Annotated in this window: 21 protein-coding genes; 14 read left to right on the plus strand and 7 right to left on the minus strand. The window is 71.8% G+C overall.

The window, feature by feature from the left end:
- The first annotated feature begins 363 nt into the window (after nt 1-363).
- From ACFPP6_RS09460 to ACFPP6_RS09470, 3 genes are all read left to right on the plus strand, one after another.
- Nucleotides 364-732: a VOC family protein gene (locus ACFPP6_RS09460; RefSeq protein ID WP_382039040.1), complete on the plus strand. Its 369-nt coding sequence runs from the start codon at nt 364-366 to the stop codon at nt 730-732.
- A gap of 309 nt (nt 733-1041) precedes the next feature.
- Nucleotides 1042-2469: a rifampin monooxygenase gene (gene rox, locus ACFPP6_RS09465; protein WP_382039042.1), complete on the plus strand. Its 1428-nt coding sequence runs from the start codon at nt 1042-1044 to the stop codon at nt 2467-2469.
- A gap of 86 nt (nt 2470-2555) precedes the next feature.
- Complete coding sequence (locus tag ACFPP6_RS09470; RefSeq protein WP_382039044.1) at nt 2556-3185, plus strand: hypothetical protein; 630 nt, start codon at nt 2556-2558, stop codon at nt 3183-3185.
- Between the two features lie 90 nt (nt 3186-3275).
- Here ACFPP6_RS09470 and ACFPP6_RS09475 read toward each other — a convergent pair whose 3' ends face one another.
- A complete protein-coding gene (locus ACFPP6_RS09475) occupies nt 3276-3653 on the minus strand; it encodes a VOC family protein (protein ID WP_382039045.1) in 378 nt (125 codons plus the stop codon).
- Between the two features lie 88 nt (nt 3654-3741).
- Complete coding sequence (locus tag ACFPP6_RS09480) at nt 3742-4671, minus strand: MBL fold metallo-hydrolase (RefSeq protein ID WP_382039047.1); 930 nt, start codon at nt 4669-4671, stop codon at nt 3742-3744.
- A 203-nt stretch (nt 4672-4874) separates the two neighbouring features.
- Here ACFPP6_RS09480 and ACFPP6_RS09485 point away from each other — a divergent pair, with 203 nt between their 5' ends.
- Together ACFPP6_RS09485 and ACFPP6_RS09490 are read left to right on the plus strand one after the other, a co-directional pair.
- Nucleotides 4875-5705 (plus strand): alpha/beta fold hydrolase, encoded by an 831-nt coding sequence (locus tag ACFPP6_RS09485; protein WP_382039049.1) that lies wholly within the window; start codon nt 4875-4877, stop codon nt 5703-5705.
- 112 nt (nt 5706-5817) lie between these two features.
- Nucleotides 5818-6390 carry a TetR/AcrR family transcriptional regulator gene (locus ACFPP6_RS09490; RefSeq protein WP_382039051.1) on the plus strand — a complete coding sequence of 191 codons (573 nt, stop codon included), beginning with the start codon at nt 5818-5820 and terminating at the stop codon, nt 6388-6390.
- Between the two features lie 80 nt (nt 6391-6470).
- On the opposite strand, the gene ACFPP6_RS09495 is transcribed toward ACFPP6_RS09490, so the two are convergent.
- Nucleotides 6471-7427 (minus strand): MBL fold metallo-hydrolase, encoded by a 957-nt coding sequence (locus tag ACFPP6_RS09495; RefSeq protein WP_382039052.1) that lies wholly within the window; start codon nt 7425-7427, stop codon nt 6471-6473.
- Nucleotides 7428-7569: 142 nt separating this feature from the next.
- On the opposite strand from ACFPP6_RS09495, the gene ACFPP6_RS09500 reads away from it, so the two are divergent.
- Nucleotides 7570-7779, plus strand: a complete 210-nt coding sequence (locus ACFPP6_RS09500) for a hypothetical protein (RefSeq protein WP_382039054.1) — start codon at nt 7570-7572, stop codon at nt 7777-7779.
- Nucleotides 7766-9193 carry an amidase gene (locus tag ACFPP6_RS09505; protein WP_382039056.1) on the plus strand — a complete coding sequence of 476 codons (1428 nt, stop codon included), beginning with the start codon at nt 7766-7768 and terminating at the stop codon, nt 9191-9193. Before ACFPP6_RS09500 ends, ACFPP6_RS09505 begins: the two co-directional genes overlap by 14 nt.
- A gap of 161 nt (nt 9194-9354) precedes the next feature.
- Here the strand turns inward: ACFPP6_RS09505 and ACFPP6_RS09510 are convergent, their stop codons facing one another.
- A complete protein-coding gene (locus ACFPP6_RS09510) occupies nt 9355-9663 on the minus strand; it encodes a hypothetical protein (RefSeq protein ID WP_382039058.1) in 309 nt (102 codons plus the stop codon).
- Between the two features lie 239 nt (nt 9664-9902).
- Here ACFPP6_RS09510 and ACFPP6_RS09515 point away from each other — a divergent pair, with 239 nt between their 5' ends.
- From ACFPP6_RS09515 to ACFPP6_RS09535, 5 genes are all read left to right on the plus strand, one after another.
- On the plus strand, nt 9903-10772 hold the full coding sequence (locus ACFPP6_RS09515; protein WP_382039060.1) for a universal stress protein: 870 nt from the start codon (nt 9903-9905) through the stop codon (nt 10770-10772).
- A 274-nt stretch (nt 10773-11046) separates the two neighbouring features.
- The gene (locus ACFPP6_RS09520; protein ID WP_382039062.1) at nt 11047-11577 is read left to right on the plus strand and encodes a hypothetical protein; all 531 of its coding nucleotides are present in this window, start codon (nt 11047-11049) and stop codon (nt 11575-11577) included.
- A 274-nt stretch (nt 11578-11851) separates the two neighbouring features.
- On the plus strand, nt 11852-11977 hold the full coding sequence (locus tag ACFPP6_RS09525) for a class III lanthipeptide (RefSeq protein WP_206329663.1): 126 nt from the start codon (nt 11852-11854) through the stop codon (nt 11975-11977).
- 100 nt (nt 11978-12077) lie between these two features.
- A complete protein-coding gene (lanKC, locus tag ACFPP6_RS09530) occupies nt 12078-14801 on the plus strand; it encodes a class III lanthionine synthetase LanKC (protein ID WP_382039064.1) in 2724 nt (907 codons plus the stop codon).
- Nucleotides 14798-16318: an ATP-binding cassette domain-containing protein gene (locus tag ACFPP6_RS09535; protein ID WP_382039066.1), complete on the plus strand. Its 1521-nt coding sequence runs from the start codon at nt 14798-14800 to the stop codon at nt 16316-16318. Before lanKC ends, ACFPP6_RS09535 begins: the two co-directional genes overlap by 4 nt.
- Nucleotides 16319-16379: 61 nt before the next feature.
- Here the strand turns inward: ACFPP6_RS09535 and ACFPP6_RS09540 are convergent, their stop codons facing one another.
- The 3 genes from ACFPP6_RS09540 to ACFPP6_RS09550 all read right to left on the minus strand — a co-directional run bounded on the left by ACFPP6_RS09540 (nt 16380) and on the right by ACFPP6_RS09550 (nt 21508).
- Nucleotides 16380-19433, minus strand: coding sequence for an AAA family ATPase (locus ACFPP6_RS09540; protein ID WP_382039068.1), 3054 nt, complete (start codon nt 19431-19433; stop codon nt 16380-16382).
- 108 nt (nt 19434-19541) lie between these two features.
- Entirely contained in the window at nt 19542-20351 is an 810-nt protein-coding gene (locus tag ACFPP6_RS09545; protein WP_382039070.1) for a transcriptional regulator, read from the minus strand.
- Nucleotides 20348-21508, minus strand: coding sequence for a sensor histidine kinase (locus ACFPP6_RS09550; RefSeq protein ID WP_382039072.1), 1161 nt, complete (start codon nt 21506-21508; stop codon nt 20348-20350). Before ACFPP6_RS09550 ends, ACFPP6_RS09545 begins: the two co-directional genes overlap by 4 nt.
- Nucleotides 21509-21959: 451 nt before the next feature.
- Here ACFPP6_RS09550 and ACFPP6_RS09555 point away from each other — a divergent pair, with 451 nt between their 5' ends.
- A complete protein-coding gene (locus ACFPP6_RS09555) occupies nt 21960-22361 on the plus strand; it encodes a hypothetical protein (protein ID WP_382039074.1) in 402 nt (133 codons plus the stop codon).
- A 281-nt stretch (nt 22362-22642) separates the two neighbouring features.
- Nucleotides 22643-23416, plus strand: coding sequence for a hypothetical protein (locus tag ACFPP6_RS09560; protein ID WP_382039076.1), 774 nt, complete (start codon nt 22643-22645; stop codon nt 23414-23416).
- Nucleotides 23417-23447 lie beyond the last annotated feature (31 nt).

The raw sequence follows: 23447 nt of genomic DNA on the forward strand, positions 1-23447 counted from the left end.
GGGGTCGTACGGGCGGACGCGTGCCGGTGCCAAGCGTCGGCATCCGGCGGACGCGGCCGGCGGGTCCCGGCCGGTGAGGCCGCCGGTGCCGGTGACCGGCTCCTTTACGTGCTTCCCGTGGCAGCACATCCTGGTTCACGCACCGGCCTTCCGGGAAGACCCGAGGCCGGGCCGCCGGGCCGGCCATGCCGTTCACCTCGTCACTGCGGCCTTGTGATGGGCCTTCCGCAGCGGCGCAGCGCACGGCCGGCTCGGCGTTTCCGTAATCAGGTCGCCAGACGCGGGGCCGAGCACTACGGTGTGACGGCACAGGAGTCCGAACCCGCAGCATGCCCGCAGCATGATGACCGTCACGGAGTGGCCATGCCCCCGCAGTTGAAGCTCGTGGCGATCACGCTCGACTGTGCGGACCCCGAAGCGCTGGCCGCCTTCTACCAGCAGGCGACCGGGTTTGAGCTCCACCCCGCATCCGGCGGTGACTTCGCCGGACTCATGCGCGGGGACGGGCTCTTCATCGGCTTCCAGCGGGTCGACGACTACCAGGCGCCGCGCTGGCCCGGCCAGACCGTGCCGCAGCAGATCCACCTCGACTTCGAGGTCGATGACCTCGACGAGGCCGAGGCCCTGCTCCTGGAGCTGGGAGCGGGCAAGCCGGAGTACCAGCCGGACAGGGACAGATGGCGCGTCCTGACCGACCCGGCCGGGCACCCGTTCTGCCTGACCAGCGGCTGACGGGTGGGCTGAGGGCCGACAAGGGGATCGTCCGCCTGCAGCGGACGAAAACAGGCAAGGGGAAACACCCGCTCCTTGCCACTCTTAACTTATAGCGCACCAGGGGACTTGCGGCAAGGCCCCGTTCGTACTGCACAATCATCAACCTCGGCCAGAGCCTGCGGAAATAACAGATCCACGACGTACGTGTGCTGTTGTCCACGTACGGGTCACTCGGCGCGCGGCGCCGCAGGGCGATTCACCCGGGCTGCCCGGGCGTCCGGCCGAGATCTGACGTTGCTACCTTTAACTTTGCTTGATGGGGGATTCATGATTGACGTCATCGTGGTCGGCGGCGGCCCGACCGGCTTGATGCTGGCCGGCGAGCTGCGGCTGCACGGTGTGCACGTGGTCGTGCTGGAGAGGCTGGCGGAGCCGACCACGGAGTCCCGCGGGCGCGGTCTGCACGTGCGCAGCGTCGAGGTGATGGACCAGCGCGGCCTGCTGGAGCGGTTCCGCGAGGTCAGCGAGCCGTTCACGGTCGGCGGCCCGTTCGCGGCCTTCCCCACGCCGTGGCCGGACGGGATGGACACCGCGCACCCGTACGGCCTCGCCATGCCGCAGCCGGTCACCGAGCGCGTGCTGGGCGAGCGCGCCGCCGAGCTCGGCACCGAGGTGCGGCGCGGCTGCGAGGTCGTCGGGCTGAGCCAGGACGAGGACGGGGTGACCGTCGAGCTGGCGGACGGTGCGCGGCTGCGCTCGCGCTACGTCGTCGGGTGCGACGGCGGCCGCAGCACGGTGCGCAAGCTGATCGGCGTCGGCTTCCCCGGCGAGCCCCCCACGGTCGAGACGCTGCTGGGCGACATGGAGCTGACCGAGGACCCGGCGACGGTGACCGCCGTGGTGGCCGAGATCAGCAAGACCCACGTACGGTTCGGCGTCGTCCCCAACCCGGACGGCACGACGTACCGCGTCATCGTGCCCGCCGACGGGGTGGCCGAGGACCGTGCCGCGCCGACGCTCGAGGAGTTCAAGCAGCGGCTGCGGGAGGTCGCGGGCACCGACTTCGGCGTGCACTCGCCGCGCTGGCTCTCCCGCTTCGGCGACGCCACCCGCCAGGCCGAGCGCTACCGGGTCGGCCGGGTGCTGCTGGCCGGCGACGCGGCGCACATCCACCCGCCGATCGGCGGGCAGGGGCTCAACCTCGGCGTCCAGGACGCGTTCAACCTCGGCTGGAAACTGGCCGCCGAGGTGCGCGGCTGGGCCCCGGAGGGGCTCCTGGACACCTACCACGCCGAACGGCACCCGGTGGGCGCCCGCGTCGTGCTCAACACCCGCGCGCAGAGCGTCCTGCTGAGGACCGATCCGGCTGCGATGGCGCTGAAGGAGCTGTTCTCGGAGCTGCTGGAATTCGAGGTCGTGAACCGGTACGTGACCGAGATGATCACCGCGGTCGGGGTCCGCTACGACTTCGGCGACGGCCACGAACTGCTCGGCCGGCGCATGCGGGACGTGCAGCTGAAGCAGGGGCGCCTCTACGGGCTGATGCACGGCGGACGCGGTCTGCTGCTCGACCGGACCGGCCGGCTCTCGGTGGAGGGCTGGGCCGACCGGGTCGACCACGTCGTCGACGTCAGCGAGGAACTGGACGTGCCAGCAGTACTGCTGCGTCCGGACGGCCACGTGGCGTGGGCCGGTGAGGACCAGCAGGATCTGCTCGACTGCCTGCCGCGGTGGTTCGGCGCAGCCGCCGGCTGACACGCAGTCACGGGCCCCCGGGGACGGGGCCCACCGGGCTGCCCCCGGTGGACAACCCTCGCGGGCCGGCTGCCTATGCTGCGTCGGTGGCTGAAGTGGACATGAAGAAAGCGCAGGGCGGGACGGTGGACAGGGGCCTGTACCTCCTGTTCACCCTCGTCGTGGTGGGGCTCGGCTGGATCATCGCCGCGGCCAACACCGGAATCGCGTACGTCGCGCTGGGTACCGACCTGATCCCGATCGTCACCGGGCTCATCGGGTGCGGCGTCTTCGCGCTCGTCCTGCGCGTCCTCCACTGCGCCTGGTGGCTCGCCTTCCTCTCCTTCCTGCCGGCGGTGTTCGTGCTCATAGGCTCGGTGCAGTACGCGCCCGAGTCCACGCTCGACGAGCGGGGCGTCCGCGAGACCGTCCGCATCTCAGCCGACAGCGGATCGAACCGCCGCTTCACTCTCACCGGCCGGTCGGGCGAGCTCAAGCAGACCCTGAACCACGACGGGGACCACCCGCAGTGGAAGGTGGGCGACCGGGTCGAGGTCATCAGCGACCCGAAGGGCGTCGTTCCGCTGGAAGCGGCCTCCGACGTCGACCCGGACGGGCAGTTCGCCGCTCTCGTCACGGGCGTGGCCGGGTGGACGGGCATCGCCCTGCTCGCCGGCCGGCGCGGATTCGTACGGCGTCGCGCGGGCCAGCGCCCCGCGTTCGAGGACTTCGACTGAGCCGGGCCCGGTGCCCGGCTCACAGGTTTGAGGCCCCGCGCGGACGCCGGCCGCAGCGGGGCCCCGAAAAGGTCAGCCCTTTGGACCCTTTCAGCCCTTCGATCGCTCCGCCGCGCTGCGTTCGACGCAGAACTCGTTGCCCTCGGGGTCGTGGAGCGTCACCCAGCCCGAGCCGTCGGCCCTGCGGTGGTCGCCCTGGATCACAGCGCCGAGGGACAGCAGGCGCTCGACCTCTTCGTCCCGGGTGCGGTCCTGGGGCTGAAGGTCCAGGTGCACACGGTTCTTCACCGTCTTGGGGTCATCGACCCTCACGAAGAGCAACGAAGCCGCCGCGCTCGTGACGGCGGCCTCCGGGTCGCCGGGGTGGTCGTCGTCACCGAGCGAACCGTCCAGGGCGTCGGCCCAGAACGTCGCCAGAGCATAGGGATCGGCGGAGTCGATGGTGACATGACGTATCAGTGAGCTCATGTCCGCAACCTGATCACGAATCCCCCTTGCCGTCCAGCCCGCCCGCGGCCTCCTCGCACCGGGCAACGGGCGGCTGCCGGCGGCCGTTTCACCAGCGCAGGGCGGCGAAGTCGATGGGGCGGGGGCGGAGCTCACCGACGCGGGCGGTCAGGTCCCGAAGCCGCCGGGCCATGGCATCGGCCGGGAGGTGCCGGCGGTCTCCGTGCCCCGGCAGGACCCATTCGAAGCGCAGCCGGCCGGCCGTGCGGGCCAGGGACGCGGCCAGTTCCTCGATCGAGTACCAGGTGACGCTGTGGGCCACTTCCAGGTCCGCCGTGGTGCGCGACCAGTAGAAGCTGTCGCCGCTGAAGCAGTACCGGTCGTCGGCGAGGTACAGCACGCTGCCGCGCGTGTGCCCGGGCAGCGGGTGCGCGGTCACTCCTTCGGCGATGTCGACGGGCTCGGTGCCGCGCAGGATCCGGTCGGCGTCCGGGGCGGCTTCCAGGTCGCCCTCGTGGATCCACAGCCGGGCGCCGAAGTGGTCGGCGTAGCGGCGGCCGTGCGCGGCGTGGTCCCGGTGGGTGAGGAGCACGTCGGTGACGGGACCGAGTTGCGCGTAACGTGCGGCGAGCGCGGGGCCCCAGCGCGGGGTGTCCACCATCATCAGGGTGCCGCCGGGCCGCCGCAGGAGATAGGCGTTGGCCCCCGCGGTGTGCGGGGAGTTGTGGCCGCAGAGGTACACGGTGCCGCCGGTGCCGGTGCCCCCGGTGCTGGTCCCGGTGTCGGTGTCGTCCAAGGCCATCGGGAAAGGGTCCGATGACGCGTCGAGGCGGCGGGTCGACGGGCGGATGGACCGGGTGGGGCAGGCGTGTGCCGCGGCGTCGAGCTGCGCCTGCTCCGACGGGTTCCGTGGCTGGCGGAGGAGGACCGACCGGCCGTCGGCCTCGCCGATCAGGTCCGGAGCGAGTTGCCGTGCGACGTCGCAGTTCGTACAGCGCTCGTCGATGTACCAGTCGCTTTCCAAGGACTTCTCGTGCACCGGATGCCTCCCCGTTTTCCCCGTGCGACCGGTCCGGCGGTCGCCCTTCTTCATGGGTACTCCAGGCGCCACCGGAAGGGGAAGACGGGCCGGATCTTGTTCTTGTGGAGCACCTCTGATCTGGAGAGCCCGGTTAGCGGCTTTTCCTAGGTATTGCCCGGCACCCGGGCAACGGTGCACCCTGAGGGCCTATGAAGACAGGCATGATGACCGCGCCCGGGGCCGAGATCTACTACGAAGTACGCGGATCGGGCCCACCCCTCCTCCTCGTCAACGGCGGTGACGGTGACGCGGCCATGTTCGGCCCGCTGGCCGACACGCTGGCGACGGACCACACCGTCATCACCTACGATCCCCGCGGCAACTCCCGTAGCCACTTCACCGTCTCCCCCGCCCCGCAGCGGATCGAGGAGCACGCCCGCGACGCCCGCTTGCTGCTGGAAACGGTGGCCGCCGGTGAACCGGCGTACGTCTTCGGCACCAGCTACGGCGGCATGGTCGGCATGGACCTCCTGGTCCGGCACCCCGGCCGGGTACGGGCGCTGGTCGCGCACGAGCCGTTCGTGATCGACCTGCTCCCCGACGCGGACGAGTGGCACGCGCTCTGCCAGGAGGTGTACGAGCTCTACGAACAGGCCGGCGCCGACGTCGCGATGCAGAGGTTCAGTGCGGCGATCGGCGTGGAGGGGCCGCCGCCGGCATCGACCTCGGGCCTTCCGGCCCCGGTCCGGGAGATGCTGGCGCGCGTCCACGCCAACATGGAGACGTGCCTGGCGTACGAACTGCGCTCGTTCACCCGCTTCCGGCCCGACGTCGACGCGCTGCGCACGGCACCGTTCGCGTTGGTGATCGGCGGCGAAGGGCCCGAGACGCTCATGCACCGCGTCACACGGACTCTGGCGGAGCACACCGGCAGCGACGTCGCCGGCTTCCCGGGCGGCCACGTGGGCTACCTGACGCACCCGGCCGACTTCGCCGCGGCCCTGCGCACGGCGCTGGGCGCGGCAGGGGGCACGGCGGTACCAGGCCACTGAACCGCGCGGCGGGGCGGCGGCACACCTCGCCGTCCCGTTCCGGGACCGCCGGACCGCCGGACCGCCGGATCCCGTACAGACTGATGCAAGAAATTTGCTTTAAGCTGGACGCATGAGTCGCAAGCCGATGGTTCGCCCAGGAGGCCGCAGCGCACGGGTCCAGCAGGCGGTCCACACCGCCGTTCGCGAACTCCAGGCCGAGGTGGGACGCGCAGAACTGACCATTCCGCTGCTCGCAGCCCGCGCCGGAGTCACCCCCTCGACGATCTACCGCCGCTGGGGGGACCTGCAGGAACTGCTCTCGGACGTCGCCGTCGAGCACCTGCGTCCGGACACTCCCCCGGAGGACCACGGCCGCCTGCTGGACGACCTGCAGAGCTGGGCCGAGCAGTTCCTCGAGGAGATGGCGTCCCCGGCAGGACGGGCCTACATCCGCGACGCTCTGCTGGGGGACCCCGACGGTGACAACGCGGGGCACTGCTCGGCCTACGCGGCGGAGCAGATCGGCACCATGCTCGCCCGCGCCGCGGAGCGCGGCGAGGACGCGCCCGACGCCGAGACCGTGATGGACCGGGTCGTGGCACCGGTGATGTACCGCATCCTGTTCCGCCCCGACGGCCTCACCGCCGCGTACGCGCGCCGCCTCGCGCAGGAAGCCGTGGAAGGCTTCGGCGCCGCCCGCTGACCTGCTGACCCTGCCAACGTGCTGACCTGTTGACCTGTTGACCTGCTGCGAACGCGGCTCGCACGTGGGGCGGGAGCGCCTCAGACCGCGCCGGGCCCGGCGTGGCCGGTCACGGCTTCGAGCCGGTAGGCGTCGCCGTCGCCGACCACGCGCCCGGCGGTCGGCGAGGGGAAGTGCGTGCCGAGGACGAGGGCACCGGTGCCGGCGAGCCGGGCGAGGAGCCTGCGGCGGGTCGCCTCGGCCTGCACGGGGTCGATGTCGACGCAGCTGCCGATCTCCGGGTGTGCCAGCTGGACGGGGTGGTGGATGCAGTCGCCGGTGACGAGGGCCGTCGCGCCTGCGCTGCGCACCTCCACGGCGACGTGCCCGGGGGTGTGCCCCGGGGCGGGTATCAGGCGCAGGCCGCCGGCCACGTCGATACCCTCGTCCGGCACGTCGATCAGGTCGAGCAGCCCGGCTTCCGCGACCGGGAGGACGGAGTCGCGGAACATGCCGCGCCGCGCCTCGTCCATGTCGTACGCCGCCCAGAAGTCGTATTCCGTCCTCGCCGTGAGGTAGCGGGCGTTGGGGAATGTCGGCACCCACGCGCCGCCGGCCTGCCGGGTGTTCCATCCGACGTGGTCGGTGTGCAGGTGGGTGAGCACGACCAGGTCGACGTTCTCGGGGGTGAATCCGGCGGCTGCGAGGCGTGCGAGGTAGTCGGTGCGGAGGTTGTGCCACGCCGGGTTCTCCCGCGTCTTGCCGTTGCCGATCCCGGTGTCGACGAGGACGCGCAGCCCGTCCACGACCAGCGCGAAGCTGTGGCTGTCGAGGCGCAGGACGCCGTCCGTGCCGGCGAAGTCGGGCTGCAGCCAGTCGTGTCCGGCGACCACGTCCGCCGTGGCGGCCGGCAGCAGCCACGGTCCGGTCGGGGGTGGAAGCGGGATCTCGTCGATGCGGTGCACCGTGATCTCCCCGACGGTCCAGTGGGCTGCGGCTGCGGCGGCCCCGGAGGCTCCGGAGGACGGGGCCGGCCGGGTGAGCTGTGCGGTGCGCATGCGTGTGCTTCCTTTCCAGCGGCCCAAAGAGGGCCGGGATGACGGACCTTCACAACAAAAGCCATTGGTTTGCTTTAAGCGACCGTAGGCCCTACCGTCCACTAACGCAAGCTGTTAGCTTTAGCGCTCAGGAAGGCACCGCATGTCCTTCACCGACCTCACTCCCCCCGAAGCCGCCCGCTGGGCCGCACGATCCGGGCTTCCGCTGGTCCGGGACCGCCACGCGGGAGTGGCCGCCACCGCCGACCACATCCATTCCGTCGTCTCCGTCCTGCGCGAGCTGGACTTCGGCGACACACCGCCGTCCGCCGCGTACCACGCGGGATGGGAGCAGCACGATGCAGCCGCATGAGCAGCACAAGCCGTACGAGCCGAACGAGCCCTACGAACTGACCGTGGCCGGCGCGGCCGAGGCCGTACGCACCCGGCGGATCTCGCCCGTCGAGCTGGTGGACTCGGTGCTGGAGCGCATCGAGCGGGTCGAGCCGCGCCTGAGGGCCTTCACCACGGTGACGGCGGACCACGCACGGGAGGCGGCGCGAAAGGCGGAGGCCGAGATCGCCGGTGGCGCGCCCAGAGGCCCGCTGCACGGCATACCCGCCGGCTTGAAGGACCTCATCGACGTGGCCGGGATGGCCACCACGGCGAGCTCCCGGGTGCGGGCGCGCCACCGGGCGGAGACCGACAGCACGGTCGCCGCACGCCTCGCCTCGGCCGGCGTGGCGTTCGTGGGCAAGACCCACACCCACGAATTCGCCTACGGCCTGACCACCCCTCAGACCGCCAACGCCTGGGACCCGAAGCGGGTGGCCGGCGGCTCCAGCGGCGGTTCGGCCGTCGCCGTGGCCGCGGGGGCCGCCACCTTCGCCCTGGGCACCGACACCGGGGGGTCGATCCGGGTCCCCGCCGCGTTGAACGGAGTCGTCGGCCTGAAGCCGACGTACGGGCTGGTGCCCCGGTACGGCGTGACCTCGCTGGCCTGGTCGCTCGACCACGTCGGTCCCCTCACGCGCACGGTGGAGGACGCGGCCCTGGTCCTGGCCGCCCTGGCCGGGCACGACCCGCGCGACCCCGCGTCCGTCGCGGCTCCGCCCGTGGACTACCGGCCGGGCGCCGAAGCGGATCTGACGGGGCTTCGGGTCGGTGTGCCGGGCAACTACTACTTCGAGCGGGTGGACCCTCAGGTCGAAGCCGCCGTACGCCGGGCGATCGGCCGGCTGGAGGACCTCGGCGCCCGGCTCGTCGAGGTCGAGATCCCGATGACGCGCTACATCCAGCCGACCCAGTGGGGCCTGATGGTGCCCGAGGCCTCCGCCTATCACGAGCGGACCCTGCGGGCGGTCCCCGACCTGTACGCGGCCGACGTCCGCGTGCTCCTGGAGGCGGGCGAGCTCATGTCCGCCGGGGACTACCTCCGGGCCCAGCGCGCCCGCACCCTCATGCGGCAGGCGTGGAGGGAGATGCTGGAGACGGTCGACGTCGTCGCCGCTCCGACCGTGCCGCTCACCGCCGTAGAGGCCGGCCGGTCGACCGTGACCTGGGGCGACGGGAGCGTGGAGAGCGTCTCCGACGCCTACGTGCGGCTGTCGGCCCCCGCCAACATCACCGGCATCCCCTCGCTGACCGTGCCGGTCGGCCGGGACGCGGCGGGCATGCCGATCGGCATGCAGCTGATGGGACGGCCCTTCGGCGAAGCCACGGTGCTGCGTGCGGGGCACGCCTACGAACTGACCGGCAGCGCCCTCGGCCTGGCCCCGGCCGCGTAGTGCACGCCCCGGCCCCCCGCTGCAGGACGCCGCGGGGCGCCTCACCGCTCGGGAGCGGGCGCCGTCTCGCGTGCGCCATCGCGTGAGCGGCACCGCCCGGGCCGCACGTCCCTCCAGGCGTCACCTGGAGGGCACGGCGCCGTACCGGCCGTTCCGCTCTGCTAAGCGCGGTAGTACAGATGCCACTGGTGGTCGTACTGGCCCGGGTGCTTTTCCTCGCGCTTGCAGCGGTACTCACGCCACTTGTTGTCCTTCTTGCCCTGCTCGCCGGCCTTCTTGCAGGCCGCCTCGTCGTCGTACCAGGCGCCCGGCTTCCAGTCGGTCTGCGCCTCCTCGCTCGGGGCGCTGCTCGCCGGGGGCGGGGATTCGTCCGACGGAGCCGCGACGGCCGTCCCCGCCGCGCCGGCGAACAGCAGTCCCGCGGTGGCCACCGCCACCGCCGGGGCGAGGCGGAAGTTCCTCGATTTCACGGGTTTCCCTCTCTCGTTTTCAGCCTTCGCCCTGATAGTGGGCTCGGAACCGCGCCCTCGGAAGCCGGTGGCCCGGGCGTGCGGAGGTGGGGTTCCCCGCACGCCCTGCGCGGGCGGGTTCGAACCTCACGCGGCGTGGGGAGGCGGGGGTCGCCGGGCGGCCTGTGACGCAATCACCGGTAAAGCAGGATCATGGAAGGGAAGGAACGGAACCCTTTCGGCGCGAGGCGGTGGAAGTGATGGAGTTTCCTCTGGTCGTCGGTGTCGACGGCTCCGACGGCAGCCTCGTGGCACTCGCCTGGGCGGTGGAGGAAGCCGCTCGCTTCGGGCTTTCCTTGCGCGTCGTCCACGCCTCGCTGTGGGAGCGCTACGAAGGACCCGTGCCGTCGTTCAATGATGAACGGCCCGCGGACGAGCTCATGACGGAGCGCGTCATCGCCGTCGCCCGGCAGCGCGCCGGACAGCTGCACCCGGACGTGCAGGTGGATGCGGTGACGGTACCGCGCGACGCTGCGGATGCGCTCGTGGACGAGTCACGGAAGGCAGCCGCGCTGGTCACCGGTTCCTCGGGGCGGGGAGTGCTCAGAGGAATGCTGCTGGGATCGGTGAGTCTCGCCGTGGCGGGCCGCGCGCACTGCCCGGTCACGGTCGTCCGCGGAGAGGAGCGCAACATACGCGGCACGGCCCACAAGGTCGTCGTCGGGGTCGAGGAAGGGGAGGAGGCGGCCACCGCCGTGCGCTTCGCCCTGCGCGAGGCCGAAGGGCGCGGATGCGAGGTCGAGGCCGTACGGGCCTGGCGCGCGCCGCAACAGCCCACGGACCCGCTCACGGTCCTGGACGAGAGCGCACGCGTCTACGCGGAGCAGGCCACCGACGTCCTGGAGGAGGTGCTCGACGCGGCACAGAGCGAGTATCCCCAGGTCACGATCCGGCGCACGGTCGTCGAAGGACCCGCCCACAAGGCGCTGCTCCAGCCGTCGGCCGACGCCGACCTGCTGGTGCTGGGCGCCTCCCGGCGGCATGACCACCGGGGACTGCACCTCGGCCGCGTCAGCCACACGGCGCTGCACCACGCGGCCTGCCCCGTCGCCGTCGTCCCGCACGGGTGAGATGCGGGTGCCTGCCGGCCTGCCGGACCACGTCCCGGCCGCGTGATCCGTGGCGCATGAGATTGCGGGGGCGCCCCGACGCGTACGGCCGCGCCGGAGTGTGACCGGGGCATGAAGAGCGAAGAGATCAACCCTTCGCGCCGCACACTCATGAGCGAATCTTCATGCTTTGTTGTGAATGGATGACGTCCGAGGCTTGCATCGGCCGATCCGGGCAGGTGTGCAGTACACACGCCTGGCGCGTGGCACCACCTACCGCGGAGGGAAAGGGACCATGGCAACCGATCCCGCTACCGGACTCCAAGGAATCGACCCCGGTGTCTGGGACCAATTGGCCCGGGCCATCAACGAACGGAAGAAGGACGACGAGCCCGCCACCACCGCCGAGGAGGTGAAACAGCACTTCATCTCGGAGGCCCAGCGCTTCGAGGCCGAGGGCGTCGAGCCACCCACGATCATCAAGTCGGTGTCCGGCGAGACCGACAGGTGGGAGCCCTGGGAGTTCCAGGTCATCGGCCCCATCAGTGTCTACGGCGGCCTCGAGTTCAGCGGCGGCAGCGAGTGGACCGCCCGCGCCGAAGTGGGAATCAAGCTCTCCGGCAAGGTGATCTGGTCGGAAGGCTTCCACCTCACCTCCAAGATGAACAGCGTCAGCTGGGAGAAGCGCCTGGGAGTCGTCTGGGGCAAGCTCACCGTGGGCATCTTCGGCGACAACAAGTGCCTGAAGGTGACGGGCGAGGGCTGCTACTGGTGGGGCAAGTGGCACTGCGCGGGCTTCGACGAGACGCTCGGGTGTTTCGGCTGACGGACGTCGTCACCCCCTGAAGAGCACTGGGTGGAGGGGTTCTCCCGCTCCGGCGGGAGAACCCCTCCACCTGTCTGTGCAGGCGTGGTGACCACCACCATTCGCCCCACCGGAAGGGCAGGCCTTCCGTGGGGGCGCGGGGCGTGATGATGCGCGGGCAGCACCCATGTACGGGTGACGCGGATGGCGTTGAGTGAGGCGTGCCGATCGGCCGGTGCACCACCGACTTCAGCCGCGCGTCCCGCGCACTCGACCCTCCGAGGAGGTGATCCGGATGAGCGTCCTCAAGCTGCAGAACATGGAGGCCCGCACCACGCAGAGCGCCGCTGCCACCGTCAGCCTGACGAGCAGCGGCAGCAACTGCTGCAGGTCCATGGAAGACCCGGGTACCCCGGAGTGACCTGACGGATCCGTGCGGGGGTGTGCCGAGCCTCCGCACGGACTCCGCCGTTCCCACCGGCCGCTGCGCCCGCGGCCCTCGCAGGATCACAGAGGCTGACATGCGCAACGAACGATGGGTCTACCGCTTCCTCTTCGCGTGGAACGACACGCTGTTCTTCGACCCGCTCGACGTCTTCTACGAGCCGAGCGCGGACCACTTCCTCTCCGGGCTCGACGAGAAGGTACGGGCCCGGTTCGTCCGCAGCGGCATCTGGTGGAGTCACCGGCACGCCCCGGACCTGCCGGCGCAAGGCTGGAAGATCCACGTGTCGTCGGGCCACCGCCATGTGCGCGAGGTCGCCGCCTCGGTGATCGGGTACCTGACGGAGCACGCGGTCGACTTCAAGATCGCTCTCGACCTCAACGTGTTCGAGATGCTCAACTCCAAGGCCATGTCCCGGGGCAGCGGCGGCAAGCTCGTCACCGTCTACCCGCACGATGACGACGAGTTCAGGGCGTGCCTGGCCGGCCTGGCCCGCCTCCTGGAGGGCATGGAGGGGGCCTACGTCCTGTCGGACCTGCGCTACCGGGACAGCAAGGCGCTCTACTTCCGCTACGGCCAGTTCCTCGACACCCACACCGTCGACGTCCTCGGGCGGCGCCTGCCACGGATCCTCGGACCGGACGGCCCCGTCCCGGACGACCGGCGCCCGGGGTACGCCCACCCGGACTGGGCGCCCTGGCCGTTCGGCGACTGGAAGCCCGCCGGCGAGGACGAGGCGGATGACGGGGACGGCCTGCTCGGCGGCCGCTTCCGGGTGACCGGAGCGCTCCAGTTCTCCAACAGCGGCGGCGTGTACACCGCCGAGGACACGGCGAACGACGACCGGCCGGTGGTGCTCAAGGAAGCCCGCCCGTACACCAACCTCAACCCCCGCCAGGACCACGACGCGGTGGACATCCTCGACCGCGAGTGGATGTTCCTGAACCGGCTGGCCGACGTCGGTGCGTTCCCCGCTCCGGTCGCGAGGTTCCGCCACTGGGAGCACCACTACATCGCCGAGGAGTTCATCGACCGCACCGACATGCGCTCGGTGCTGCTCGAACACAACCCTCTCGCGCGACCGGGGTTCGACGTCGAGCGGTCGCGCGCGTACCTGCGGCTCTTCCTCGCCGTCTTCCGCGGGCTGGCGCGCGCGATCCGGGCCGCGCACGACCGCGGTGTGATCCTCGCCGACTTCACCGCCGCGAACCTGCTCATCGACCCGGACACCCACGAGGTGACCATCGTCGACCTGGAGGCCTGCCGGCTGGCCGGCACCGGTGCCGGCACAGCAGACCTGAACAAGCCCGTCGAGCTGTACACGCCGGGGTTCAGCCTCTCCCGCAACCGCTTCAAGGCGTACGGGCCGGAAGGCGACCGGTACGCCCTCGCGTCCACCATGGCGTACTTCGTCTTCCCGATCGCGGCGATGTCGTACCTGCGCGAGGACGTCCTCGACCTGTACCGGATCTTCATCACCGAGGGCCTGGGCTGGCCGGAGCGGGTTCACCGGCTGATCACCGACCTCGCCCGCAACCGCATCGGCCTCACCGGCGTGCTGGAGGCCCTGGAGGACGAGGCGGACCTGCTCCGCCGGGTCGAGGCCGCACCGCCGCGCCCGGTCGTCGAGGAGCGGCTGGGGCTGGTGGACGCGGAGGCGGGGGTGGCCGCGTTCGTCGAGGCCGTCGCGGACCCCGGCCGGAACACCCTCTTCCCCGTGGACCCCTTCGCCCACGTCACCAACCCGCTGAGCCTCGGCTTCGGGGCGAGCGGCGTCCTGTGGGCGCTGAACGCCTCCGGCATCGCGATCCGGCCCGAATGGCACGACTGGCTGAGCGAGAAGCTGGCGGGCATCGACGTGGCGCAGTACCCGGACGGCCTCATGAACGGCCTGTCCGGCATCGCCTGGGCCGCCGGTTCGCTCGGACTCGGGACACAGGCCAGGGAGCTGCTGGCCCAGGCCAACCGGCGCGCGGTGGAGAAGGGCGACCACACCTTCTACTACGGCCTCGCCGGCGTGGGGATGACGAACCTCCGCTTCTTCCTTCACGGCCAGGACCCGCGCGATCTGGCCGCGGCCCAGGAGTGCGCGCGCGTGCTCTGCGACACGGCGCGGCGAGACGGCGGGCGCGCCCACTGGCTGAACGAATTCTCCGCCAAGGGGCCGCTGACCGGCCTGGGCTTCGGGCAGGCCGGTGTCGCGATGTTCCTGCTGCGCATACACCAGGTCACGGGAGAGGAGCACTATCTGCGGCTCGGGCGGGAGGCGCTCGCCTGGGAGATGGCCCACGCCAAGCCCATCGACGGCGACGGCGACGGCGACGGCGACGGCGACGGCGACGGCCCGATCATGTTCGAGCACGAAGGGACCATGGAGCCGTACGTCGAGGTGGGATCCGCGGGCGTGGCGCAGGTGCTGCTGCGCTACGGGGACCACGACGCGGCACGCGCGGTCCTGCGCGGCCTGGACGTCAGGTACGCGGTGCTGCCGGGGTACGGCTTCGGCATGAGCGGGGTCGCGGACGCCCTGCTGGACGCGGCGGAGTTCACCGGCGACCGCTCGTACCGCGATACGGCACTGCGGCAGCTCAACTTCGTCCGGAGGGTCTTCCTGTTCGAGCCCGCCGAACGCTTCGCGCTGCCGCGCGAGGACGGCCGGACCCTTCTGGGCCTTCCCGGCGAGGGGCTGCTGCGCTGCTCCACCGACTACCTGACCGGCTCGGCGGGCGTGCTGCGGGTGCTCCACCGCGTGAACACCGGAGGCCCGGCCGACTTCCTGCTGGACGAGGCCGGGCGGTGAAGCAGCTCTGGCGCACCCTGCGGGGCCACCGGGCTCCGTACGTGGTGATCCTCGTCGCCGAGGCCGGCACGAGCGGACTGGAGGCCCTGCTGCATCCACTGCTGCTGAAGGCCCTGTTCGACCAGGCGATCCTGACCGCCGACTTCGGGCGGTTCCTCGTCCTCGGCCTCGGCTACCTCCTGCTGGGGCTGACCCTCAACGGCACCGGGTACTGGATCGCCTGCCGCCGCAAGCGGTTCGAGAACGCGTTCACGCTGGTGCTGGAGTCGGAGCTGCTGGGCCGCACGCTCGGCCTGGACGGCCGCAAGGTGTCGGAGGCGGGGAATGCCTCGTACGTCAGCCGCATCCACAACGACGTCTCCCAGGGCGTCCTGCCGGCCGTCGACGTCTCCCTCCGCATCGCGCGCCAAGCGGTCACGTCGGGCGTCTTCCTGGGGGTGCTGGTGTACCTGTCCTGGCAGGCGAGCCTCATCCTGCTGGTGATCGTGCCGCCGCTGGTGCTCGTGAGCAACCGGCTGGGCAAGCGGATCGAGAAGAACACCGGGCCCGAACGCGAGGCGGAGGCGCGGTACGTCAACGTGCTGACCCGGACGCTGGAGGCCTTCCCCGCGCTGCGCGGTCTGCCGTCGCTGCTGCCGGGCACCCGCGCGGCGAACCAGGAGGCGTTGCGCGGATTCCTCGGCATCACCTTCGTCAACTTCCGCCTGTCCCAGAGGCAGCGCACCCTCAGCGACCTGGTCATGAACCTGTCGGACACCGCGTCGATGGTCGTCGGGGCCTTCTTCGTCTTCTCCGGGCGGATGTCGTTCGGCAGCTTCCTCGCCTTCGTGAACTCGCTGTGGCGGGCGGTGACCGGGATGTTCGACCTCGTCAACATGATCCCGCAGGCCCGCCGGAGCACCGCCGTCCTCAGGCGGATCGAGTCGCTGCGGGACTCCCGGGAGCGTCCGTACCACGACGAAGGAGCCCTGGTGCGGGTCCACGGGGCCCGGGTCGGGTACGGCGTCGAGGCCGAGGTGTCGATCGACGGCTTCGAGCTGCGCGCCGGCGAGCACGTGCTGCTCCGCGGCCCCAACGGCTGCGGAAAGACCACGCTCCTGCGCATCATCTCCGGAACGCTCGCCCCCGATGCCGGGTCGGTCACCCTGCCGCCCAGGGTGGCGAGCCTGACCGCACCGGTGAACCTGCCCCCGCTGCCCGTGCGCGACCTGGTCCCCGACGAGCGGCTCCGCGCCGCGATGGACCTGGACGGGCCGGCCGACCAGCTGCCCTCGGAGCTGTCCTCCGGCCAGCGCCAGCGGGCCGGAGTCGCCGCGCTCCTGTGCGAGGACGCGGACGCGTACCTCGCCGACGAGCCGTTCGCGAACCTCGACGAGCACGGCAAGGCGCTGGTGCTCCGGATGCTGCGCGAGCGGACCGAGGGGCGCGCCCTGCTCGTCGTGCACCACGGGGACGAGGAGCTCGACGGCCGCTTCGACCGGGTGGTGACCCTGGCCGGGGCCGCCGCGCTCCCCTAGGCCTCCCCGGGCCAGGCCCCCGGGGAGGTGGCACGGAAACGGGGCCTTCGGGCGGCGAGCCTTACGGAACCAGGTCGCGGGTGGCGGTGGCGAACGCTCTACGGTTCGGGTGGCCGGTCTTCTGGAGGAGGCTCGACACGTGCTTCTCGACGGTGCGCGGCGAGATGTGCAGACGTCCGGCGATGTCCTTGTTGGCGATCCGCTCGGCGACCAGCCGGGCCACCTCGAACTCGCGGACGGTGATGCCGCAGCGGCGCAGTTCCGGCGGCACCTGCTCCGTGCCCGTACGCCGCTGCCGGACCGAAGCGCCCATTCCGCGCAGCAGGGCCCGGCTCGCACCGGCGACCGCCCGGAGGCCGGCACCGTGGAAGTACTCCTCCGCCTCGCGCAACCACTCGACCGGCGCGCCCCAGCCGTCCTCGTACGCCGCCTGCGCGACCAGGCGCAGACACAGGCGGCGCGCCGTCGGGTAGGGTGCGGCCGCCTCCAGGGCCCTGCCCGCGGCGGCCGTCGCCTCGTCGCAGCGGCCTTCCCGGCCGAGCAGCACGGCGTGGGCCAGGCCGGTGAACTGGTGGTTCCAGCGGGTGCCGCCGGCGCTCGTCTCCATGACGCCGGCGTAGTGCCTCCGGCCCATGCGTCCGGCCAGGACGCCGAGCAGCAGAATGATGCCGTGTTTGCCGAAGTCGCCGGTGGCGGGGTTCTCGGCGTCGTAGGCGAGAGCCTGCGCGAACTCCTGCCCGGCTGCGTCGTGCCGCTCTTCCAGCAGCGAGCAGAACGCCCGCGCCGGCCCGTACGACATGGCTCTTACGCCGGGTGCGGCGTCGACGAGCGGAGCCAGTCGCTCCAGCGCCTCCTCCATTTCGGTCCGCCTGCCCTGGTGGGCGCACCGTACGGCCTCGGCGAGCCGCAGCATGGCCAGGGAGCGGACCAGTCCCCGGCGTTCCGCATCGGCGGCCCCCTCGCGGATCCGGTCCCGGGCCGCCGTGAACTCGCAGCGCCGGATCCGCTCCAGCTCGAGGACGAAGCCGGCTTCGTGCGCCAGCGGTCGCAGGCCCATCCGCAGGGCCTCCTGCCGGGTCTGCTCGACTCGCTCCGGCCGGCCGTCGAGACTCGCCGCGGCAGCGGCCAGGTGCACCTCGGCGGACATGCGGTGCACGGGGAGCCGGTGAGCGAGGGCGATCGCACGAGCCTGTCCGAAGTGGGTTGTCGCCAGCAGTTCGTCCCGTTCCCGGGCCAGCTGGCCGAGCAGCAGCAGCGCCGTGCACGCCCGGTCCGGCAGTCCGGCGCGCTGGGCGGTGTCCAGGGCCCGGTGGGTCAACCGGGCGGCGGTGCGGAGCCGGTCGGGGGCCGGCCGGCTCAGCTCCACGCGGGCCCCGGCGATGTCCACCAGGGTGGCGTGGTCATCGGTCGGGTGGCTCCCGAGCAGCCTCCGGGCGGTTTCCAGGTGCCGCAGGGCTTCCGCGGGACGGCCCCTCAGGGCGGCGATGTCGCTCAGGCGGGCGTGGAGCGCGGCGCGGCGCCGGGCGGGTACGGCGTGCTCGTCGCCGGTGGCGCCGTCGCTGCCTTGGTCGCCGTCACCGTCCAGGGCATCCAAGGTGTCCAAGGTGTCCAGGCTCTCCATAACGGAGGCCGGCGCAGGCAGCAGGTCGAATCGCCCCGAGCACACGACGGCGTCCAGCAACTCCTCCAGCGTCGTGGCACGTACTTCGGGTGCGGTGCCGGGCCCGAGATGGCGGTGGGCCCGGGCCAGCAGCACCGCCGCCCGTTCCACCGTTCCCTCGCGCATCGCCCGCCCGGCCGCCTCGCAGTACAGGCGGACGGCCTCCCGGGTGTCGCCGGCGTGCTCGTGCAGCCGGGCGGCATGTGCGCACCAGGATCCGGGGAGCCCGGGGTGGAGAGCGGTCAGGGCGTGCACCGCCCGCCGCGCGTACCCGGCACGCTCGCCCGGCCCGAGACCGTCCAGCACGGCCTCGGCCGCCGCCCGGTAGCGGAAGGTGTACCACTGCGTGCCCGGGCCGTCCGGCGTGATCAGGCACGACGCGACCGCGGCGCGCAGGATCGCGGACGACTCCCCGTGGTCACGGCCGATCGCGTGCTCCAGCACCGGCAGCGGGAAGCGCTGACCGAACAGGGCCGCCATGCCGAGGAACTCCGCGCCGAGCGGGCCGAGCTTCCCGGCCCGGCGTCTGACGTCGTCCGCGACGGTGGAGGGGACGGGCGGCGTACGGGCGGCGTGGAGGGATGGGCCGCCGGCGAGGTCGTGGACGAGCTCCTTGACCACGAACGGGATCCCGGCGCTGCCGGCCACGACGCGCTCGACGAGTTCGGGGCAGACGTCCGCCGGGGCGATGCCCAGCTCGGTCGCGACGAGCAGGCGCACGTCGGGGCGGCTGAGGGGACGCAGGCCGAGAACCTCCGCGGCCCCGCGCTGACGCGCCCGCGCGGCCAGGTCGGCCGCCTCACAGGGTCCGTGCCCCGCGATGAGCAGGAGCACGGCCGGCTGGTGGCCGATGTGGTCCAGGAGGTACTCGACGACCGCCAGCGTCCCGGCGTCGGCGTCGTGCAGGTCGTCGAGGACGAGCAGGCAGCCCCGTTGCCCTCCGACGACGGCGAGCAGGCGCAGCGTCGTTTCGGCGACCACGATGGGCGACGCCGTGCCAGGGCCGCCCGTGCCGGGGCCCGCGCCGTCCTGGGTGTCGCCCAGCAACCGGGCCAGGACCGGCCCGTAGCCGCCCAGCTCGTCCGGGTCCGGGAGCAGGCCGGCGCGGGCCAGCAGGAGCAGCGCTTCGACCAGGGGCCGGTACGGGACGGGCGAGCCCACCGTGGCGGCCCGTCCCCCTACCGCGACCATGTCCGCCTCGGCCGCCACGGCGAGGGCCTCGGCAGCGAGCCGGGTCTTGCCGACGCCGGGCTCGCCGGTGACGACGAGCGCGCCGCCCCGCCCGGACCGGGCGGCGGCCAGCAGGGCCACGACCCTTCCCATCTCGGTTTCGCGGCCGATGAGTTCCCCTAGCCCCGTGTCCGGGCCGCCTCCCGGTTCCGCGGCGGTACAGGCAGTGCGGGCAGTACAGGCCGTACAAGCGTCGTCCGGCAACGTCGGCCAGCATTCGGACACCGGCTCGTCCCCCTCCCGGCGGGCCGTCCGAGGCGCCGCCCGGGGATGACGTTATGAAGGGCGCGAGCGCCTCTGAAGCCGTCTGTTTGGGGGGCTTGCGCCGGGTGGTCAGCTCCCTTCGAGGCTGTCCTCCCGCACTCGCCGGGCCAGGTCGAGCTTGGTGTACGTGGGGCGGCCCGCCTGCTGGTACTTGGCCTTGACCCGGTCCAGGTAGTCCTTGGCGGTGTGGATCGTGATGCCCGCGCGCCGGGCTGCGGACTTGAGGGTCATTCCGGAGGCGTAGTCGAGCAGGATCTGCCGCTCCCGGGGCGAGAGCCTGGGGCGGGCGGGGCTGTTGTCGTAGGCGCAGGCGAAGGCGAGTTCCGCGGAGTGGGCGCTGCGGCCCTCCGCGAGGTCCTTGACGGCGGCGACGAGCGTCGGCAGATCGTGGTCCTTGGTCAGGTAGCCGTCGGCGCCTGCCCGGATCGACTCGATGATCGCGGAGCGGTCCGGCACCGTGCTGATCATCAGAACGCGGCTGCCGGTGCGCAGCAGCCGCCGGATGTTGTCGGTGGGGACGGAACCGTCCCGCAGGAGGAGGTCGAGGAGGACGACGTCGGCCGGGGTGTACCCGGACCCGCCGGAACCGTACGGAAGGCGCGTGTCGCAGGGGAAGTGAGGGGCGTGCGGAAGGTCCGGGTCGTGCGGGAGGTGAGGGTCGTGCGGGAGGTGAGGGTCGTGCGGAACGTGCGGGTCGTGGGGAGGGTGCGCGCCGTGCGGCCGGTGACCGTCGCATGGAAGGTGCGCGTCCGGTGCGCCGAGGAGCTCCCCGACGGTGGCGGCGGTCGCCACGAGCCGCAGCTCCGGTACCCTGCCCAGCCAGGCCCGCAGGCCGTCCAGGAGCATCCGGTCGTCGTCGACCACCGCGACAGTGATCACCCGGGCCATCTCAGCTCCACGCGCACGCCCTCGCCGGGGGCGGTGTCCACGACGGCGCGGCCCCCCACCTCCGCCATCCGGCCGTGGACCGAACCGCTCAGCCCGAGGCCGGGCTCGTACCGCTCGGGGTCGAATCCCGGCCCCCGGTCGACGACGGTGACGACGGCACCCCCTCCCCCGTCCGGGTCCCCGGTCGCGGTGAGGTACGCGTGTCCGGTGCCCGCGTGCCGCCGTACGTTGTTGAGCGCCTCCCGCACGGCGTCGCCGAGAGCCGCGGCGACCTCGGGCGGCACCTGCGGCAGGTCGTGGTACTGGGCGGTGACACGGAGCTGAAGGCTCTCGACGGAGCCGACCGCCTCCTCCAGGGCCGTGCCGATCTCCCGGTGGTGGACCTCGTCGGCGGTCTGCTGGATCAGCCGGCGCAGGTACGCGGCCTCGCGGGCGCAACGTTCCCTCACCTCGGGGGCGTTGGCGTCGATCCCACCGGACGCCAGGGTGGTGAGCGTGGCGAGGACGGTGTCGTGCAGCGCCCGGTGGTGTTCCAGCCGCTCGGCGTAGCGGGCCTTGTGCGCCTCGGCTGCCAGCGCTCGGGCGTTGGCCTGGTCGAGGAGGCGTCCTTGGCGGAGCAGGTACCACCTGAAGGCCCAGGTCAATATCGCCGACGACACCAGCGAGTTGAGATGGCCGACGATCACGGCGGGGCTCGCGTCCACCGCCTGGTAGCCGATGAGGTGGGTCACCACGAGGAGCGCGACCACGGCGAGGGCCTGGAGCCGTTCGAGGGCGATGGCCGCGACGGCGCTCGCCGACCCGCCGAGCAGCATCGCCCAGCCGATCGTGGCGGGCTCGCGCACCCCGCCCCAGGCGCACAGGGCCAGGGGCAGCACGCACCCGGTCACGAGGACGTCCGCCCAGATGTGCCGCCGGTCGAACCAGCCGCGCCGCAGAGCCGTGCCGTAGACGAGCACGCTGACGCCAAGGGCCACGGCGAATCCCACGTACTGCAGGGGAAGGTGCGACCGGCGATGGACGACGGCGAGGACGCCCACGGTCAGATGGCTCGCCCGGTAGAGCAAAGTGGCCACGATCATGAAGGATTGGGCCCGCTGCAGGCCCGATCCCACCTCGGTCGTCCCCTGCCGCCGCAGTACTCGCATGCGCCGTATCGGTAAGGACAGCACTGCCAAGACCACACCCCCGTAGCGGTGGCACCGCGGGACCCCGGAGCCGTTCCGCGCGGAACGAGGTGGGGCCACACAGCCCGCAATTGCCAGTGACATCGCGCATTTTGCCGCAGCGGGTGCACGCCAAGAAGGCGCCGGTATGACTGCTCACGGGCTTGGCCGAGTCATTACCTCTGCTGGCCGGAAAGCGCTCTGTACCGGGGTGGCACTCCATCGGCACGGCACGGGTGCGTTCCCCCGATTACCCCCGATCGGCGGCGGCTTCGTACGGCCGGCCCCGATCGGAGGCCGGTCGCCCGTCGATTCCCGCAGCCGCGCCCAAAGCGCGCAGGCGCACCGATCACCGCTGACTTCCGGGATAGTACAGTCGGAGGAAAGCAGGCGAAGAAGGCCATCAACCGGCCCGGACAAGCAATCCGCCGAAATGGCGGTCAAGGAGATGACGTTGCACCCTCCGCACATCTCGATAGGCACGTGGTGGATCATCGCCTCTATCGTGACAGTGCTGCTCCTGGCCGTCTGCGTGCCTATCGCGCCCACGCGGGATTCCAAAGTCAAAGTGGCCTGCATCCCTCTCCTCGGAGTGGTTTTCCTGGGGGCGGCCGCCAAACTGAGGGGGCATGACCTCGGAACAGCGCTGTCCATGTATTCCACGGCAACGCTCGCGTTTCCTCTCGGCCTCGTCGGACGCGGTAAGGAAGTGCGGAAGGCGTTCGAGGACGAGAAGTTGTTCGGAAAGCAGAGCCCGCAGCCCAGGCTGACCAACCAGCTCCTCGTCGCGGTCTGCGGGATGCTGCTGCTCTGGACGTGGCTGCGCTGGGGCTGACGCGCGAGCGCAACGACCTCGACCCGCCGGACGCCTCAACCGGCCAGAAGCCCGGCCCTGTTACGAGCATTACAGTTCTTTGACTTCTTTTTGACCATCGGCTGCCGGTAGCGTCCAGTCCTGGTCGGTGATGCCGATCAAGGCCGACCCGCGGCCGGAGGTCCCGCGCCGGAGACGTATCCGTGCCCAGGTCACTCAGGCGGCCGCGGGCGGCTCAGCACGCGATCTGATCGTCCTAATCGTCGGCTCCCAGGAGCCGTTGGATGCCACCGGAGGATGCCATGCCTTCTCGTATCGCCACAGCCGTCGCCACGTGCGCGCTGAGCCTCGGGGCCCTCGCCTCGGGTGCAAGCGTCGCAACGGCGGCTTCGTCGGCCCCCGCCGCCGGATCCGCCGCCAAGACGCCCTCGCTCCAGGCGGCGATCACCGCGCGCGCCGCGGCCGTGGACCGGTGCAGCTACCAGGTGGTCCGCGACGACGACTCCCGCTACGTCTACTCCGTGAGCGCGGTCATAGGCGGCACCGTCCGCGAGATGCCGCTCCAGAAGGAGGACTTCGTGAGGTTCTCCGGCCAGTGGCGCGCGGTCGTCCAGGTCGACGCGTGCGCGGGCGGACAGAGCCAGGCTCCCACCGCGCTCCGCGTCACGGGGAAGCTGGACAACCCGGACGGTTACGACCCGTCCGTGCCGCGGACGATCCGCAGCAACGACATCAAGCCCGCCGCCTCCTCGGTGATCCCGAAGGCGCCGGCGGTGACGTCGATCGACCGCCTCGACGCCGCCACCGTCCGCGTCAACTGGACCCCGGCGCAGGGCAGCCCCGACCAGGTCATGCTGATGGAGCGCAAGCCCTTCTACAGCAGCGAGATCGGCATCTGGCACCCCTACACCTTCCAGCGGGACGCCCAGAGCGGCACCACCTCGATGGACCGCAAGCTGGAGCGCAGCTCCGGCATCCCCGCCGACGTCCGGGCGCACGGCTACTGGATGCGCGTGGCCAAGGACGGCTTCGTCAGCGACCTGCGCGCCGAAAAGCCGACCGAGGTCCAGCCGTAACCACCTGCTGACGCGGGGGCGCCCGTGCAGT

Source organism: Streptomyces aureoversilis, from assembly GCF_042657885.1.
GTDB lineage: Bacteria > Actinomycetota > Actinomycetes > Streptomycetales > Streptomycetaceae > Streptomyces > Streptomyces aureoversilis.